14 protein-coding genes are annotated in these 16,989 nt (G+C 61.5%); all 14 read left to right on the forward strand.

Annotated features, from left to right (window positions below; genetic code table 11):
* The first annotated feature begins 156 nt into the window (after positions 1 to 156).
* Complete coding sequence (gene hutU, locus BSF40_RS07135; protein ID WP_095964583.1) at positions 157 to 1,839, forward strand: urocanate hydratase; 1,683 nt, start codon at positions 157 to 159, stop codon at positions 1,837 to 1,839.
* 163 nt (positions 1,840 to 2,002) lie between these two features.
* The gene (locus BSF40_RS07140) at positions 2,003 to 3,472 is read left to right on the forward strand and encodes a cytosine permease (protein WP_095964584.1); all 1,470 of its coding nucleotides are present in this window, start codon (positions 2,003 to 2,005) and stop codon (positions 3,470 to 3,472) included.
* 69 nt (positions 3,473 to 3,541) lie between these two features.
* Positions 3,542 to 4,510, forward strand: a complete 969-nt coding sequence (locus BSF40_RS07145) for an ABC transporter substrate-binding protein (RefSeq protein ID WP_095964585.1) — start codon at positions 3,542 to 3,544, stop codon at positions 4,508 to 4,510.
* Positions 4,511 to 4,580: 70 nt separating this feature from the next.
* Positions 4,581 to 5,432 (forward strand): proline/glycine betaine ABC transporter permease, encoded by an 852-nt coding sequence (locus tag BSF40_RS07150; RefSeq protein ID WP_007975541.1) that lies wholly within the window; start codon positions 4,581 to 4,583, stop codon positions 5,430 to 5,432.
* On the forward strand, positions 5,429 to 6,259 hold the full coding sequence (locus BSF40_RS07155; protein ID WP_015093103.1) for a glycine betaine/L-proline ABC transporter ATP-binding protein: 831 nt from the start codon (positions 5,429 to 5,431) through the stop codon (positions 6,257 to 6,259). The genes BSF40_RS07150 and BSF40_RS07155 overlap by 4 nt, the downstream gene beginning before the upstream one ends.
* Positions 6,260 to 6,409: 150 nt before the next feature.
* Positions 6,410 to 7,933 carry a histidine ammonia-lyase gene (gene hutH, locus BSF40_RS07160; protein ID WP_095964586.1) on the forward strand — a complete coding sequence of 508 codons (1,524 nt, stop codon included), beginning with the start codon at positions 6,410 to 6,412 and terminating at the stop codon, positions 7,931 to 7,933.
* Positions 7,934 to 8,052: 119 nt separating this feature from the next.
* A complete protein-coding gene (hutH, locus tag BSF40_RS07165; RefSeq protein ID WP_095964587.1) occupies positions 8,053 to 9,585 on the forward strand; it encodes a histidine ammonia-lyase in 1,533 nt (510 codons plus the stop codon).
* A 109-nt stretch (positions 9,586 to 9,694) separates the two neighbouring features.
* Positions 9,695 to 11,104, forward strand: a complete 1,410-nt coding sequence (locus tag BSF40_RS07170; RefSeq protein ID WP_095964588.1) for an amino acid permease — start codon at positions 9,695 to 9,697, stop codon at positions 11,102 to 11,104.
* A 17-nt stretch (positions 11,105 to 11,121) separates the two neighbouring features.
* The gene (gene hutI / locus BSF40_RS07175; RefSeq protein WP_095964589.1) at positions 11,122 to 12,327 is read left to right on the forward strand and encodes an imidazolonepropionase; all 1,206 of its coding nucleotides are present in this window, start codon (positions 11,122 to 11,124) and stop codon (positions 12,325 to 12,327) included.
* A gap of 10 nt (positions 12,328 to 12,337) precedes the next feature.
* Positions 12,338 to 13,141 carry an N-formylglutamate deformylase gene (gene hutG, locus BSF40_RS07180; RefSeq protein ID WP_095964590.1) on the forward strand — a complete coding sequence of 268 codons (804 nt, stop codon included), beginning with the start codon at positions 12,338 to 12,340 and terminating at the stop codon, positions 13,139 to 13,141.
* Positions 13,142 to 13,396: 255 nt separating this feature from the next.
* Positions 13,397 to 14,344, forward strand: coding sequence for a choline ABC transporter substrate-binding protein (locus tag BSF40_RS07185; RefSeq protein ID WP_095964591.1), 948 nt, complete (start codon positions 13,397 to 13,399; stop codon positions 14,342 to 14,344).
* 146 nt (positions 14,345 to 14,490) lie between these two features.
* Positions 14,491 to 15,396: an alpha/beta hydrolase gene (locus BSF40_RS07190; RefSeq protein WP_095964592.1), complete on the forward strand. Its 906-nt coding sequence runs from the start codon at positions 14,491 to 14,493 to the stop codon at positions 15,394 to 15,396.
* A 104-nt stretch (positions 15,397 to 15,500) separates the two neighbouring features.
* Positions 15,501 to 16,472, forward strand: a complete 972-nt coding sequence (gene pip, locus BSF40_RS07195) for a prolyl aminopeptidase (RefSeq protein ID WP_095964593.1) — start codon at positions 15,501 to 15,503, stop codon at positions 16,470 to 16,472.
* Positions 16,469 to 16,906, forward strand: a complete 438-nt coding sequence (gene dtd, locus BSF40_RS07200) for a D-aminoacyl-tRNA deacylase (RefSeq protein ID WP_015093112.1) — start codon at positions 16,469 to 16,471, stop codon at positions 16,904 to 16,906. Before pip ends, dtd begins: the two co-directional genes overlap by 4 nt.
* Positions 16,907 to 16,989 lie beyond the last annotated feature (83 nt).

A 16,989-nucleotide genomic window follows, 5' to 3' on the forward strand; every position in this document is an offset into this window, starting at 1 on the left:
TGATTGCATATGCTTGTATGTACAAGTAAAGACGTATGCGTATGAGTCACGAGGACTCAACCATCGTCCACTGATTCGCTGGTGTGCACTGATGCCCATTGGCTTGCTCGCCCACTGCCTGGGTTGGTTTGGATTGATTGCTGAGGAGTCTTTTTCGTGACTGACATTAAACCTACTAAGTTTCGTGACGTTGAAATCCGTGCCGCACGCGGTAACAAGCTGACCGCCAAGAGCTGGCTGACCGAAGCGCCGCTGCGCATGCTGATGAACAACCTCGACCCGGAAGTTGCCGAGAACCCTAAGGAGCTGGTGGTTTACGGTGGTATCGGTCGCGCTGCCCGTAACTGGGAATGCTACGACAAGATTGTCGAAAGCCTGACCAACCTGAACGACGACGAGACCCTGCTGGTGCAATCCGGCAAGCCGGTCGGCGTGTTCAAGACTCACGCCAACGCCCCGCGCGTACTGATCGCCAACTCCAACCTGGTGCCGCACTGGGCGAGCTGGGAACACTTCAACGAACTGGACGCCAAAGGCCTGGCCATGTACGGCCAGATGACCGCCGGCAGCTGGATCTACATCGGCAGCCAGGGCATCGTCCAGGGCACCTACGAAACCTTCGTCGAAGCCGGTCGCCAGCACTACAACGACAACCTCAAGGGCAAGTGGGTCCTGACCGCTGGTCTGGGCGGCATGGGCGGTGCCCAGCCTCTGGCCGCGACACTGGCTGGTGCCTGCTCGCTGAACATCGAATGCCAGCAGGTCAGCATCGATTTCCGTCTGAAAAGCCGCTATGTCGATGAGCAAGCCAAAGACCTCGACGACGCGCTGGCGCGTATCGACAAATACACCAAAGAAGGCAAGGCGATCTCCATCGCGCTGCTGGGTAACGCGGCTGAAATCCTGCCGGAACTGGTCAAGCGCGGTGTGCGTCCGGACATGGTCACCGACCAGACCAGCGCCCACGACCCGCTCAACGGTTACCTGCCGGCCGGCTGGACCTGGGACCAGTATCGCGCTCGCGCCAAGACTGAACCTGCCGCGGTGATCAAGGCCGCCAAGCAATCGATGGCCGTGCACGTCAAAGCGATGCTGGACTTCCAGAAAATGGGCGTGCCGACCTTCGACTACGGCAACAACATCCGTCAGATGGCCCAGGAAGAAGGCGTGGAAAACGCATTCGACTTCCCAGGCTTCGTACCGGCCTACATCCGTCCGCTGTTCTGCCGCGGTATCGGCCCGTTCCGTTGGGCGGCGCTGTCGGGCAACGCTGAAGACATCTACAAGACCGACGCTAAAGTAAAAGAGCTGATCCCGGACGATGCCCACCTGCACAACTGGCTGGACATGGCGCGCGAGCGCATCAGCTTCCAGGGCCTGCCAGCACGTATCTGCTGGGTTGGCCTGGGCCTGCGTGCCAAGCTGGGTCTGGCGTTCAACGAAATGGTACGTAGCGGTGAGCTGTCCGCGCCAATCGTGATCGGCCGCGACCACCTGGACTCCGGCTCGGTATCGAGCCCGAACCGCGAAACCGAATCGATGCAAGACGGTTCCGACGCCGTGTCCGACTGGCCACTGCTCAACGCCCTGCTCAACACCGCGAGCGGCGCGACCTGGGTGTCCCTGCACCACGGCGGCGGCGTCGGCATGGGCTTCTCCCAGCACTCGGGCATGGTGATCGTCTGCGACGGTACTGACGAAGCGGCCGAGCGTATCGCTCGCGTGCTGCACAACGACCCGGCCACTGGCGTTATGCGTCACGCCGATGCCGGTTACCAGATCGCCATCGACTGCGCCAAGGAGCAAGGGCTGAACCTGCCGATGATTACCGGCAAGTAACGCTGTACTGCTTTATGTGGGAGCGAGCTTGCTCGCGATGAGGCCGGCACATTCAACATCTTTGTTGACTGACAAACCACTATCGCGAGCAAGCTCGCTCCCACAGAAGAGCAGCCACACATCAACTCAACGAATAATCAGAACAATCCATAGAGGTTGAACCATGGCTGTCACTGACGAACGTGCAAGTAACAAACCGTTGATCGAGAAACGCTCGATCGACTACATCCCGGAAGCGGAAAGACACGGTCGTCTGTTTAGCCAGTTCACCCTGTGGATGGGTGCCAACCTGCAAATCACCGCAATTGTCACCGGGGCGCTCGCCGTGGTGCTGGGCGGTGATGTGTTCTGGTCGCTGATCGGCCTGCTGATCGGGCAATTGCTCGGTGGCGGCGTGATGGCGCTGCATGCGGCGCAAGGCCCCAAGCTTGGCCTGCCGCAGATGATTTCCAGCCGGGTACAGTTCGGCGTGTACGGCGCGGCCATCCCGATCGTGCTGGTCTGCTTGATGTACCTGGGCTTCACCGCAACGGGAACCGTGTTATCCGGCCAGGCGCTGGGCCAGTTGTTTGGGGTCAGCGACACCGTCGGTATCCTCCTTTTCGCCAGTGTCATCGTGCTGGTCACGGTGCTCGGTTATCGGGTGATCCATTGGATCGGTCGTGTTGCCAGTGTCATTGGCGTGATTGCCTTTGTTTATCTGTTCAGCCGTCTGATCAGCCAGGTTGATGTTGGCGCTCTGTTGCAGATCCGCCACTTCAGCTGGAGCAGTTTCTTGCTCGCGGTGTCGCTCGCGGCGTCCTGGCAGATCGCCTTCGGCCCTTATGTGGCTGACTATTCTCGCTACCTGCCGAGCAAGATTTCCTCGGTGAAAACCTTTTTTGCCGCAGGCGCAGGTTCGGTCATTGGTGCACAGGTGGCGATGGTCCTCGGCGTGTTTGCTGCCGCTTCGGCCAACGGGCAATTCGCCGGCCACGAAGTGGCGTACATCGTGGGTCTGGGCGGGACCGGTGCCACCGCTGCGCTGCTGTACTTCAGCATCGCGTTCGGCAAGGTCACCATTTCCACGCTGAACTCCTACGGCAGCTTCATGTGCATCGCGACCATCATCAGCGGTTTCCGTGGAGACCTGAAAGTCACGCGCTTGCAGCGTCTGGTCTTCGTGCTGGTCATCGTCGGTGCTGCAACCCTGATGGCGTTGCTCGGCCAGCACTCGTTCCTCGGTGCATTCAAGTCCTTCATCCTGTTCCTGCTGGCGTTCTTCACGCCATGGAGTGCGATCAACCTGGTGGACTACTACTGCATCACTCGCGAGCGCTATGACGTGCCGGCGCTGGGCGATCCGAACGGTCGCTACGGTCGTTGGAACCTTCTCGGTATCAGCGTCTATGTGTTTGGCGTGTTGGTGCAGCTGCCGTTCATCTCCACCAAGTTCTATACCGGTCCGCTGGTGGCGGCCCTGGGTGATGTGGATATTTCCTGGATCATCGGTCTGGTGATTCCCGCAGCCCTGTATTACCTGTGTGCGAAAAAATGGCACGGCACAGTGCCTGATCGTTTGATCCTGCCGGTCGAGCAGGACGCGGTCACCGAACAAAAGCTGAATGTCGGTCGCGCTGCGGCGCAGGCCTGATTGGACGTGGACAGGGCTGGATGCCTCTTGACTGCCGTAAGCCAATTCATGATTAGGAGCGTCAAAACAATGAAATCGAACAAGACCCTGCTGACCACATTGCTTTCCATGGGCCTGCTGGCCAGCGCTGGCGCCACTCAGGCGGCGGGTTGGTGCGAGTCGGGCAAACCGGTGAAATTCGCCGGTTTGAACTGGGAAAGCGCCATGCTCCTGACCGACGTGATGCAAGTCGTGTTGGAGAAAGGCTACGACTGCAAGACCGACAGCCTGCCGGGCAACTCCATCACCATGGAAAACGCCCTGAGCAGCAACGATATTCAAGTGTTTGCCGAAGAATGGGTCGGCCGTAGCGAAGTCTGGAACAAGGCTGAGAAGGCCGGCAAGGTCGTCGGTGTCGGTGCGCCGGTGGTGGGTGCGATCGAAGGCTGGTACGTGCCGCGCTACGTGATCGAAGGCGACGCCAAGCGCAAGCTGGAAGCCAAGGCGCCGGACCTGAAGAATATCGCCGACCTGGCCAAGTACTCGGCCGTTTTCAAGGACGCCGAAGAGCCATCCAAGGGCCGTTTCTACAACTGCCCGGCCGGCTGGACCTGTGAGCTCGACAACAGCGAAATGCTCAAGAGCTACGGCCTGGAAAGCACCTACACCAACTTCCGCCCAGGCACCGGCCCGGCGCTGGATGCCGCCGTGCTGTCGAGCTACAAGCGTGGCGAGCCGATCCTGTTCTACTACTGGTCGCCAACGCCGCTGATGGGCCAGGTCGACGTGGTGAAACTCGAAGAGAAACCAGGCGTGAACAAGACGGTGACCATCAAGGTCGGCCTGTCCAAGACCTTCCACGACGAAGCCCCGGAACTGGTGGCCGTGCTGGAAAAGGTCAACGTGCCGATCGACCTGCTGAACCAGAACCTGGGACGCATGACCAAAGAGCGGATCGAGTCGCCAAAACTGGCCAAGATCTTCTTGAAGGAACATCCTGAAGTCTGGCACGCGTGGGTGAGCGAAGACGCAGCCAAGAAAATCGACGCGGCCTTGTAGGTTGGGCTTCTCCGACTGCCGGCAACGGCAGTCGGACGCTTGATCGCAACCCCTTGATTGAGAGTCTCTTATGTTTCCCGAAAGCTTTACCTTTTCCATCGCCGACTGGGTCAACGGTTGGGTCGATTCGCTGGTCACCAACTACGGCGACGTGTTCCGGCACATCTCCGATACGCTGTTGTGGGCCATCGTCAATCTTGAAAGCCTGCTGCGTGCAGCGCCCTGGTGGCTGATGCTGGCGATCGTGGCGGGCGTGGCCTGGCACGCGACCCGTAAAGTCGTGACCACGTCAGTGATCGTCGGCCTGCTGTTCCTGGTGGGTGCGGTCGGCCTCTGGGACAAGCTGATGCAGACCCTGGCGCTGATGATGGTGGCGACGATCATTTCGGTGTTGATCGGCATACCGCTGGGCATTCTCTCGGCGCGCAGCAATCGCCTGCGTTCGGTGCTGATGCCCTTGCTGGACATCATGCAGACCATGCCGAGCTTCGTGTACCTGATCCCGGTGCTGATGCTGTTTGGCCTAGGCAAGGTCCCGGCGATTTTCGCCACCGTGATCTACGCCGCGCCGCCGCTGATCCGCCTGACCGATCTGGGCATTCGCCAGGTCGACGGCGAAGTGATGGAAGCGATCAACGCCTTCGGTGCCAACCGCTGGCAGCAACTGTTCGGCGTGCAACTGCCGCTGGCCCTGCCGAGCATCATGGCGGGCATCAACCAGACCACCATGATGGCTCTGTCGATGGTCGTGATCGCCTCGATGATCGGTGCCCGTGGCCTGGGTGAAGACGTGCTGGTGGGGATTCAGACCCTCAACGTCGGACGTGGCCTCGAAGCCGGTCTGGCGATCGTGATTCTGGCTGTGGTGATCGACCGCATTACACAGGCGTATGGTCGCGCACGGCATGAGGTGAGCAAATGAACAACGCAACCGTGAGCAAGATCGAAGTCAAAAACGTCTTCAAGATTTTCGGCAACCGTTCCAAGGACGCGCTGGCCATGGTCGGCCAGGGCAAGACCAAGGATCAGGTGCTGGCCGAAACCGGCTGCGTGGTCGGCGTGAACGACCTGTCGCTGAGCATCGGCAGCGGCGAGATCTTCGTGATCATGGGCCTGTCGGGATCCGGCAAGTCGACCCTGGTACGCCACTTCAACCGCCTGATCGACCCGACCAGCGGTGCGATCCTGGTGGACGGCGTGGACATCCTGCAATACGACATGGAAGCCCTGCGCGAATTTCGCCGGCGCAAGATCAGCATGGTGTTCCAGAGCTTCGGCCTGTTGCCGCACAAGAGCGTGCTGGACAACGTCGCCTACGGCCTGAAAATCCGTGGCGAAAGCAAAGCCATGTGCGCCGAGCGTGCGCTGCACTGGATCAACACCGTGGGCCTCAAGGGTTACGAAAACAAATACCCGCATCAGCTTTCCGGCGGTATGCGCCAGCGTGTGGGCCTGGCCCGCGCCCTGGCGGCGGACACCGACATCATCCTGATGGACGAAGCCTTCAGTGCCCTCGATCCGCTGATTCGTGCGGAGATGCAGGACCAGCTGCTGGAACTGCAAAAGACCCTGCACAAGACCATCGTCTTCATCACCCACGACCTTGACGAGGCCGTGCGCATCGGCAATCGCATCGCGATCCTCAAGGACGGCCGCCTGATCCAGGTGGGTACGCCGAGAGAGATCCTGCACTCGCCGGCGGATGAGTATGTCGACCGCTTTGTGCAGCGTCGGGCGGCGGTGGTTTAAGAGGTTTGTGGTGGCTGGGCGGGCCCCTTCGCGGGCAAGCCCGCTCCCACAGTGGATCTCCGGTGTTCACAAAACCCTGTGGGAGCGGGCTTGCCCGCGAAGGCGTCAGTGAAGCTGTATCAATATTCAGGTTGTACGCAGAGGTTGAAGATGTCCCAGGCTGAAAAAATCGTTATCACCCAAGCGCAGGTCACCTGGCAGGATGTGGTCGCCGTCGCTCGTCATGGCGCGCAGCTTGAGCTGTCGGCGCCGATCTGGGCGCGTATCGAAAACGCCCAGGCCATCGTCCAGCGCATCGTCACCAGCGGCGAACGCGCCTACGGCATCAACACCGGCCTGGGCGCGCTGTGCAACGTCTCGCTGCAGGATGAGCAACTCAGCCAATTGTCGCGCAATACCTTGCTCAGCCACGCCTGCGGCGTGGGTGCACCACTGGCCGACGAGCAGACCCGTTCGATCATGTGTGCCGCCATCGTCAACTACAGCCACGGCAAATCCGGCCTGCACCGTCAGGTCGTCGAAGCGCTGCTGGCGCTGCTCAACCGGGGCATCACCCCTCAGGTGCCGTCCCAGGGCTCCGTGGGTTACCTGACCCATATGGCCCACATCGGCATCGCGCTGCTGGGCGTGGGCAATGTCAGCTATCGCGGGCAGATCGTTGCCGCGCAACAGGCGCTGGCCGAAGAAGGCCTGCAACCGGTCAAGCTCGGCGCCAAGGACGGTTTGTGCCTGGTCAACGGCACGCCGTGCATGACCGGCCTGAGCTGCCTGGCCATTGCCGACGCTACGCGCCTGCTGGAATGGGCCGACGTGATCGGCGCCATGAGCTTCGAAGCCCAGCGCGGGCAGATCGACGCGTTCGATGCCGAGATCATCGCGCTCAAGCCGCACCCTGGCATGCAACAGGTCGGGATCAACCTGCGCGCCTTGCTCGACGGCAGTGAAGTGATCGCCCAGAGCAAAGGCATTCGCACCCAGGATGCCCTGAGCATTCGCTCGATCCCACAGGTTCACGGCGCCGCGCGCGATCAATTGGTACACGCGACCAAACAGATCGAAACCGAACTCAACAGCGCCACCGACAACCCGCTGGTGCTGGGCACAGCGGACAACTACCGCGTGGTGTCCCAGGCCAACCCCCACGGCCAGTCCGTGGCAATGGCCGCGGACCTGCTGGCGATTGCCATGGCGGAAATCGGCTCGATTGCCGAACGTCGCCTGGACCGCTTGATCAACCCGCACGTCAGCGGCTTGCCGGCGTTCCTGGTGGCCAACCCGGGGGTGAACTCCGGGATGATGATCGTGCAATACGTGGCCGCGTCCCTGTGTGCGGAAAACCGCCAGCTGGCGCAACCGGCGGTGCTGGATAACTACGTGACGTCGGGCCTGCAGGAAGATCACCTGAGCCTGGGCACCAACGCGGCGCTGAAGCTGCATCGCGCCCTGGAAAACTGCACGCAGATCCTCGCCATCGAGTACCTGTTGGCGGCCCAGGCGTTTGAATTCTTGAAAGAACAACGCTTCGGCGCGGGCACCGATGCCGCTTGGCGTCTGCTGCGCGAGCGCGTTCCTGCCTATGACCAGGATCGCTGGCTGGCGCCGGACATCGCTGCCGCTGCCGGCGTTCTGAAAGACCCTGCTTTGCTGCAAAAAGCCTTACCGAACTTGAACTGATTTCCAAACAAGACCAGCGTGCCAAGGCGCCAGCCCCCTCAAGAAGGGGGAAGCGACGGACAACGGATATTTCCGGAGCGTCTGGTAGTTAACAACAAACTCTCAAAAGGAGAATGAACATGACTGCGCTTAATTTGATTCCCGGCCAACTGAGCCTTGCCCAACTGCGTGATGTCTATCAGCAACCGGTCAAAATCACCCTCGATCACAGCGCTGCAGCCCAGATCGAAGCCAGCGTGGCCTGCGTGGAGCAGATCCTCGCCGAGAACCGCACCGCCTACGGCATCAACACCGGCTTCGGCCTGCTGGCCTCGACCCGCATCGCCAGCGAAGACCTGGAAAACCTGCAGCGCTCGCTGGTGCTGTCCCACGCCGCCGGTGTCGGCCAGCCGATCAGCGACGAGCTGGTGCGTCTGATCATGGTGCTCAAGGTCAACAGCCTGAGCCGTGGTTTCTCCGGCATCCGCCGCGTGGTGATCGACGCGCTGATCGCCCTGATCAACGCCGAGGTGTACCCGCACATTCCACTGAAAGGTTCGGTCGGTGCTTCCGGTGACCTCGCGCCTCTGGCCCACATGTCGCTGGTGCTGCTGGGCGAAGGCAAGGCGCGCTACAAGGGCGAGTGGATGGAAGCCACCGAAGCGCTGAAAGTCGCCGGCCTGACGCCGTTGACCCTGGCTGCGAAAGAAGGCCTGGCGCTGCTCAACGGCACCCAGGTGTCCACCGCGTTTGCCCTGCGCGGCCTGTTCGAAGGTGAAGACCTGTTCGCCGGTGCCCTGGCACTGGGCGGCCTGACCGTGGAAGCGGTACTGGGCTCGCGCTCGCCGTTCGACGCCCGCATCCACGCGGCCCGTGGCCAAAAAGGCCAGATCGACGCGGCCGCCGCTTATCGCGATCTGCTGGGCGAGCGCAGCGAAGTCTCCGATTCCCACGAGAACTGCGAGAAGGTCCAGGACCCGTACTCCCTGCGTTGCCAGCCGCAAGTCATGGGCGCCTGCCTGACCCAGTTCCGTCAGGCCGCCGAAGTGCTGGCGATCGAAGCCAACGCCGTATCCGACAACCCGCTGGTGTTCGCCGCGGAAGGTGACGTGATTTCCGGCGGCAACTTCCACGCCGAGCCGGTGGCCATGGCTGCCGACAACATGGCCCTGGCCATCGCCGAAATCGGCTCCCTGAGCGAACGCCGCATCTCGCTGATGATGGATAAGCACATGTCGCAGCTGCCGCCGTTCCTGGTGGCCAACGGCGGCGTGAACTCCGGCTTCATGATCGCCCAGGTGACCGCCGCGGCACTGGCCAGCGAAAACAAGGCGCTGTCCCATCCGCACTCGGTTGACAGTCTGCCGACCTCGGCCAACCAGGAAGACCACGTGTCCATGGCGCCGGCGGCTGGCAAGCGTCTGTGGGAAATGGCTGAAAACACCCGTGGCATTCTCGCGGTGGAATGGCTCGCGGCAGTCCAGGGCCTGGACCTGCGCAATGGTCTGAAGACTTCGCCAAAGCTGGAAAAGGCCCGCGCCATCCTGCGCAACGAAGTGCCGTTCTATGAGAAGGACCGCTTCTTTGCGCCGGACATCAATGCCGCGACCGAGCTGTTGGCTTCGCGTTGCCTGAACGAGCTGGTTTCGACGAAGTTGCTGCCTAGCCTGTGATGGCCCCTTCGCGAGCAAGCCCGCTCCCACATGGATCGCGTTGAACCTGTAGGAGCTGGCTTGCCAGCGATTCGATTTAGCGTCGAATAACAATAATTAAGGACGAGCAATGCAACAGCCAGCAAAAGGTTTGAAACGCGGGCTCTCTGCCCGACATATTCGCTTCATGGCGCTGGGGTCGGCAATCGGCACCGGGCTGTTTTACGGTTCTGCTTCGGCCATTCAAATGGCCGGGCCTGCGGTGCTGCTCGCGTACCTGATTGGTGGCGCAGCGGTGTTCATGGTCATGCGCGCCCTCGGTGAGATGGCGGTGCACAACCCGGTGGCCGGCTCTTTCGGCCAGTACGCCAGCACCTACCTGGGGCCGATGGCGGGCTTCATCCTCGGTTGGACCTATGCATTCGAAATGGTCATCGTCGGCATGGCCGACGTCACTGCATTCGGTATCTACATGGGCTTCTGGTTCCCGGAGGTTTCCCGCTGGATCTGGGTGCTGGGCATCGTCTCGGTGGTAGGCGGCCTGAACCTGTGCAACGTCAAGGTCTTCGGTGAAATGGAGTTCTGGCTGTCGCTGCTCAAGGTCGCGGCCATTGTCGCGATGATCCTGGGTGGCTTCGGCATCATGTTGTTTGGCATCAGCACGGCGCCCGGCGCCCAGGCGACCGACATCAGCAATCTCTGGAGCCATGGCGGCTTCATGCCCAATGGCGTGACTGGTTTGATCGCTTCGTTCGCGGTGGTGATGTTCGCGTTCGGCGGGATTGAAATCATCGGTGTGACCGCCGGTGAAGCCAAAGACCCGCAGCATGTGCTGCCCCGGGCGATCAATGCCGTGCCGTTGCGCATCCTGTTGTTCTACGTCCTGACGATGCTGGTGCTGATGTCGATCTTTCCATGGCAGCAGATCGGCAGCCAGGGCAGTCCGTTCGTGCAGATTTTCGACAATCTGGGCATCAGCTCGGCGGCGACCATCCTCAATATCGTGGTGATCTCGGCGGCGATCTCGGCCATCAACAGTGACATCTTCGGTGCTGGCCGCATGATGTACGGCCTGGCTCAGCAGGGCCACGCACCCAAGGGCTTCGCACGGCTGTCGCGCAACGGCGTGCCATGGATGACCGTTGTGGTGATGAGCGCCGCGCTGTTGCTCGGCGTGTTGCTGAACTACCTGATCCCGGAAAACGTGTTTCTGCTGATCGCCTCCATCGCGACCTTTGCCACGGTTTGGGTCTGGCTGATGATTCTGTTTACCCAGGTGGCCATGCGTCGTTCCATGAGCGCCGAGCAAGTCGCACAATTGAAATTCCCGGTACCGTTCTGGCCCTATGCACCGATAGCGGCGATTGCCTTCATGCTGTTCGTCTTCGGCGTGTTGGGCTACTTCCCGGACACCCAGGCGGCCCTGATAGTCGGCGTGGTGTGGATCGTGCTGCTGGTGCTGGCTTACCTGACCTGGGTGAAACCGGCGGCAGGCCAGGCGGCCCTGGTGACACCGGACCCGACTTTTTCTCATCGATAACCTAACGGAGGCCAAGGATGAAAACGCTCTGGCAACACTGTCACGTCGCAACCATGGCGCAAGGCGTCTACTCGATCATCGAGGATGCGGCCATCGTGACGTCAGGCGCGCTCATTGAGTGGATCGGCCCGCGCGCTGAACTGCCGGCGGGGGATTACCCGACCGTCAACGATCTTGAAGGCGCCTGGGTCACCCCGGGACTGATCGACTGCCACACCCACACGGTGTTTGGCGGTAACCGCAGCGGTGAATTCGAGAAGCGCCTGCAAGGCGTCAGCTACGCGGAAATCGCCGCCAGCGGTGGTGGCATCGCCAGCACCGTGCGCGCCACCCGCGCGGCCAGTGAAGACGAACTGTTCGCCAGTGCCGCCAAGCGCCTGAAAAGCCTGATGCGCGATGGCGTCACCAGCATCGAAATCAAGTCCGGCTACGGCCTGGACCTGGCCAACGAGCGCAAGATGCTGCGCGTGGCCCGTCGCCTCGGTGCCGAACTGCCCGTCAGCGTGCGCAGCACCTGTCTGGCCGCTCACGCCTTGCCGCCGGAATACACCGATCGCGCCGACGACTACATCGATCACATCTGCGCTGACATGCTGCCGGCCCTGGCGGCCGAAGGGCTGGTAGACGCGGTGGATGCATTCTGTGAATACCTGGCGTTCTCGCCGGCGCAGGTCGAGCGCGTATTCATCACCGCCCGGGAACTGGGCTTGCCGGTGAAGCTGCACGCCGAGCAATTGTCCTCGCTGCACGGCTCGAGCCTGGCGGCGCGTTACCACGCGTTGTCTGCCGATCACCTGGAGTTCATGACCGAAGACGACGCCATCGCCATGGCCGAGTCCGGTACCGTCGCGGTGTTGTTGCCCGGGGCCTTTTACTTCCTGCGCGAAACCCAATTGCCGCCGATGGATGCCCTGCGCAAGCACGGCGTGAAAATCGCCATCGCCAGCGACCTCAACCCGGGCACCTCACCGGGACTGTCGTTGCGCCTGATGCTGAACATGGCCTGCACCTGCTTCCGCATGACCCCGGAAGAAGCCTTGGCGGGTGCCACGATTCACGCCGCTACCGCGCTGGGCATGGCCGATACCCACGGCTCGCTGGAAGCCGGCAAGGTCGCGGATTTCGTCGCCTGGCAAATCGATCGCCCGGCCGACCTGTCGTACTGGCTGGGCGGCGACCTGGAAAAACGCGTCGTGCGCCACGGCGTCGAAACAACTCTGTAGGAGAGCCGTTGTGGATAAGGTACTTAACTTCAAACAAGGCCGCGTACCGCTGCTGATCAGCATGCCCCACGCCGGTGTGCGCCTGACCCCGGCAGTTGAGGCCGGGCTGATCCCCCAGGCGAAAAGCCTGCCGGACACCGACTGGCACATTCCGCAGTTGTATGACTTCGCCGATGAATTGGGCGCCAGTACCCTGGCAGCCGAATACTCGCGGTTCGTCATAGACCTGAACCGTCCGTCCGACGACAAGCCGCTGTACGTGGGCGCGACCACCGGCCTGTATCCGGCCACGCTGTTCGACGGCGTGCCGTTGTTCCGTGAAGGGCTGGAGCCTTCGAAAGTAGAGCGTGCGACCTATCTGGAAAAGATCTGGACGCCGTACCACAGCACCCTGCAGCAGGAATTGGCGCGACTGAAGGCCGAGTTCGGCTACGCGCTGCTGTTCGACGCACACTCGATCCGCTCGATCATCCCGCACCTGTTCGACGGCAAGCTGCCGGACTTCAACCTCGGCACCTTCAATGGCGCCAGTTGCGATCCACAGTTGGCCAGTCAGCTGGAAGCCATCTGCGCACGTCACGACAATTACACCCACGTGCTGAACGGACGCTTCAAGGGCGGCCACATCACCCGCCATTACGGCAACCCGGGCGAGAACATCCACGCTGTGCAACTGGAGTTGGGGCAGTGCACGTACATGGAAGAGTTCGAGCCATTCCGTTATCGCGCCGATCTGGCGGAGCCTACGCGGGCGGTGCTCAAGGAGTTGCTGCAAGGGCTGCTGGCCTGGGGCGAGAAGCACTACAGCCATTAAGGCTTGGTGCGGTCTCTGTAGGAGCGAGCTTGCTCGCGAAAAACCAGAGAATGTCGTGGGGTGTCTGACTGGGCGCGTTACCGTTCACGACCATCGCGAGCAAGCTCGCTCCTACAGGTCAGGCTGCTAGTCGCCACCGTGCAAAACACGGTCGCCACAGGTCGCTTTTACCGCTCGTCTGCTGCGTATTGTTCTGGCCACGGTGCACAAAGACACCGGCCCGACAATAATCCGCTGCCGCACGAGATCATCCTGATGAAAAGACTGTTCAGCCGCTGTTTCTCAATCTTCTGCGGCACCGCTCTGTTGAGCGCCGGCGCCATGGCTGCGGATGACGCCTCCTGCAAGACCGTGCGCATGGGCGTGGTCAACTGGACCGACGTGATCGCCACCAGTGGCATGGCCGATGTGCTGCTCAACGGTCTGGGCTACGAAAGCAGGCAAACCAGCGCCGTGCAGCAAATCATCTTTGCCGGCATCCGCGACAAGCGGCTCGACATCTTCCTGGGTTACTGGAAACCGGCGATGGACAAGAACATCGCACCCTTCGTGGCTGCCAATCAGGTCAAGGTCATGGCCAAGCCGAGTCTGGCCGATGCCCAGGCGACTCTTGCTGTGCCTGACTACGTCGCGGCTGCGGGCCTGAAAACCTTCGCCGATATCGCCAGGTTCAAAGACCAGCTCGGCGGCAAGATCTACGGCATCGAGCCGGGCAGCGGTGCCAACACCACGATCAAGACGATGATCGAGACCAATCACTTCGGCCTGAAGGACTTCAAACTGATCGAGTCCGGTGAGGCCGGGATGCTGGCGGCCGTGCAGCGGGCGGTGAATCGCAAGGAGTTCGTGGTATTCGTCGGCTGGACCCCGCACCCGATGAACATCAACATGAAGATCGCCTACCTGACCGGCAGCGAAGACGTGTACGGGCCGAACGAAGGTGCGGCGACCGTATCCACCGTCACCGCCCCGGATTACGCCGAACGCTGCCCGAACGCCAATCGGTTGCTGGAGAACCTGACGTTCACTGCTGCCCAGGAAAGTCAGCTGATGGTACCGATCATGGAGCGCCAAACGGCTCAGGATGTCGCCAGAAAATGGCTGCGCGAGCATCCCGAAGACCTGCAGCGCTGGCTGGCAGGTGTCAGCAGTTTCGATGGCAAGGACGGCGTGGCAGCGGTTCAGGCCAGCCTGAAGAACTGACCCCAAAACCTGTGGGAGCGGGCTTGCTCGCGAAGACGGATTGACAGTCGACATAGAGGTTGAATGTGCTGGCCTCTTCGCGAGCAAGCCCGCTCCCACAGGAACCTGGTCTCCCGTGCACCTCTGAAAAGGCTGACACCCGGCTCATGGCTCCTTACCCGCTTTCCGAGCAGATGACGGCATTCGTCGAGAAAACCGTCAGTTTCAACAGCACCGACAGCAGCCTCGCCGGATTGCGACTGGCCTACAGCGAGATGTGCCGGGCGTTTACTCCGGCACGTCCCGCCGGGTTGTATGTGGTCGACTTCGTGTTGTCCGGCGTTGCCGTCCGTTCCTATCAGCCACCGGCCAGCGCAGCGTCGTGCATCGTTTACCTGCATGGCGGCGGCTGGGTGGTGGGGGACCTGGACTCCCACGATTTCATCTGCGCCGAATTGGCATCGACACTCGGTGTGCTGGTGATCGCCGTCGACTATCGCCGGGCACCGGAGCATCCGTTTCCCGCTGCGTTCGATGATTGCCTGAAGGTCTGGCGAGCGCTGCGCACCGGGCCGTTTCAACTCGATCCGGAGCGCATGCTGGTAGCCGGTGACAGTGCCGGCGGCAATCTCGCAGCAGCGTTGTGCCTGGCACTGCGCGATGCCGGCGAGCCTTTGCCGTGCGCGCAGGTTCTGATCTATCCGGGGTTGGGCGGCGATCACCGGCTGCCATCGCGCAGCGAGTGCATCGACGCGCCGTTACTCAGCAGCAGTGACGTCGATTGCTATCACGCCCTTTACCTGCGGGGCACTCGCCATCCGAGCGCCTACGCCATGCCATTGCTCGCCACGGATTTCAGGGGATTGCCACCGGCATGGATCGCCGTGGCGCAATTCGACCCGTTGCGTGATGACGGCGTGCGGTATGCCAAGCGCCTGAACGCTGCGGGCGGGGCTGCCACGCTGTATGTCGGCGAGGGCCTGGTTCATGGCTGTTTGCGGGCCCGCGGGCAGGTGGCCGAGGTCGATGAGCTGTACCAGGCCCTGTTCGGATACCTGTCGGCAAGAATCTGACTCCGCACGGGCATGCTCATTGACGTAATTCGGGTTTATGATGCCGGACGGCAGAATAATAGAAGTCCCCCCAGGGATGACCTCGACCCCATACGGAGTGCGCAATGCAGACTTTGTACCCGCAGATCAAACCCTACGCCCGGCACGATCTGGCCGTCGACGAGACCCACACGCTGTATGTCGACGAAAGCGGTTCACCGGAAGGTTTGCCGGTGGTGTTCATCCACGGCGGCCCCGGTGCCGGATGTGATGCCCAGAGTCGTTGCTTCTTCGATCCCAACCTCTATCGCATTGTCACTTTCGATCAGCGCGGTTGCGGTCGCTCCACCCCCCACGCCAGCCTGGAAAACAACACCACCTGGGATCTGGTCGCCGATCTGGAGCGGATTCGCCAGCACCTGGGCATCGACAAATGGGTGCTGTTTGGCGGCTCCTGGGGTTCGACCCTGGCGCTGGCCTATGCGCAAACCCATCCTGAGCGTGTACATGGTCTGATCCTGCGCGGAATTTTTCTGTGCCGTCCGCAGGAAATCGAATGGTTCTATCAGGCTGGCGCGAGCCGTCTGTTCCCCGATTACTGGCAGGACTACATCGCGCCGATCCCGCTGGATGAGCGTGGCGATTTGCTCACCGCGTTCCACAAGCGTCTGGTTGGCAACGACCAGATTGCCCAGATGCACGCGGCCAAGGCCTGGTCCACCTGGGAGGGCCGTACTGCGACCCTGCGTCCGAACCCGCTGGTGGTCGATCGCTTCTCCGAGCCACAGCGTGCCTTGTCGATTGCCCGCATCGAATGCCACTACTTCAGCAACCACGCCTTCCTGGAACCGAACCAGTTGATCCGCGACATGGGCAAGATCGCCCATTTGCCCGGCGTGATCATCCATGGCCGCTATGACGTGATCTGCCCGCTGGATAACGCCTGGGAATTGCATCAAGCCTGGCCGAACAGCGAACTGCAGGTCATCCGCGATGCCGGTCATGCCGCTTCCGAACCGGGCATCACCGACGCGCTGGTCCGCGCCGCCGATCAGATGGCCCGGCGTCTGCTCGACCTGGCGCCTGATGAGGCATGAAGGGCCTGCTGCAACGGGTGCGTGGCGCACGAGTCGAGGTTGCCGGCGAAGTCGTGGGTGCCGTTGATCAGGGATTGCTGGTCCTGGTGGCCGTTGAGCCAGACGATACGCGGGCCAGCGCCGACAAACTTCTTAATAAACTGCTTAACTATCGGGTGTTCAGTGACGCTGAGGGCAAGATGAATCTGTCCCTGGCGGATGTGGGCGGCGGGCTGCTGTTGGTCTCTCAGTTCACCCTGGCTGCCGATACCCGAAGCGGGCTGCGTCCGGGTTTCTCGACTGCGGCCCCTCCGGCCTTGGGTGAGGAATTGTTCGACTATCTATTAAGCAAAGCGAAACAGGTGCATGGCACTGTGGCATCAGGTAGATTCGGCGCGGATATGCAGGTGCACCTGGTCAATGATGGGCCGGTCACCTTCCTGTTACAGACCTGAAAGCGCTTGAAACAAGTTTTTAAGCTCATTTCGACTGAAAACAGGGCTTTATCGCGATAAATACTTTGTTACCCCTGATGCGT

Source organism: Pseudomonas sp. ACN5 (genome assembly GCF_002303975.1).
GTDB classification, from domain to species: Bacteria; Pseudomonadota; Gammaproteobacteria; order Pseudomonadales; family Pseudomonadaceae; genus Aquipseudomonas; species Aquipseudomonas laurylsulfatiphila.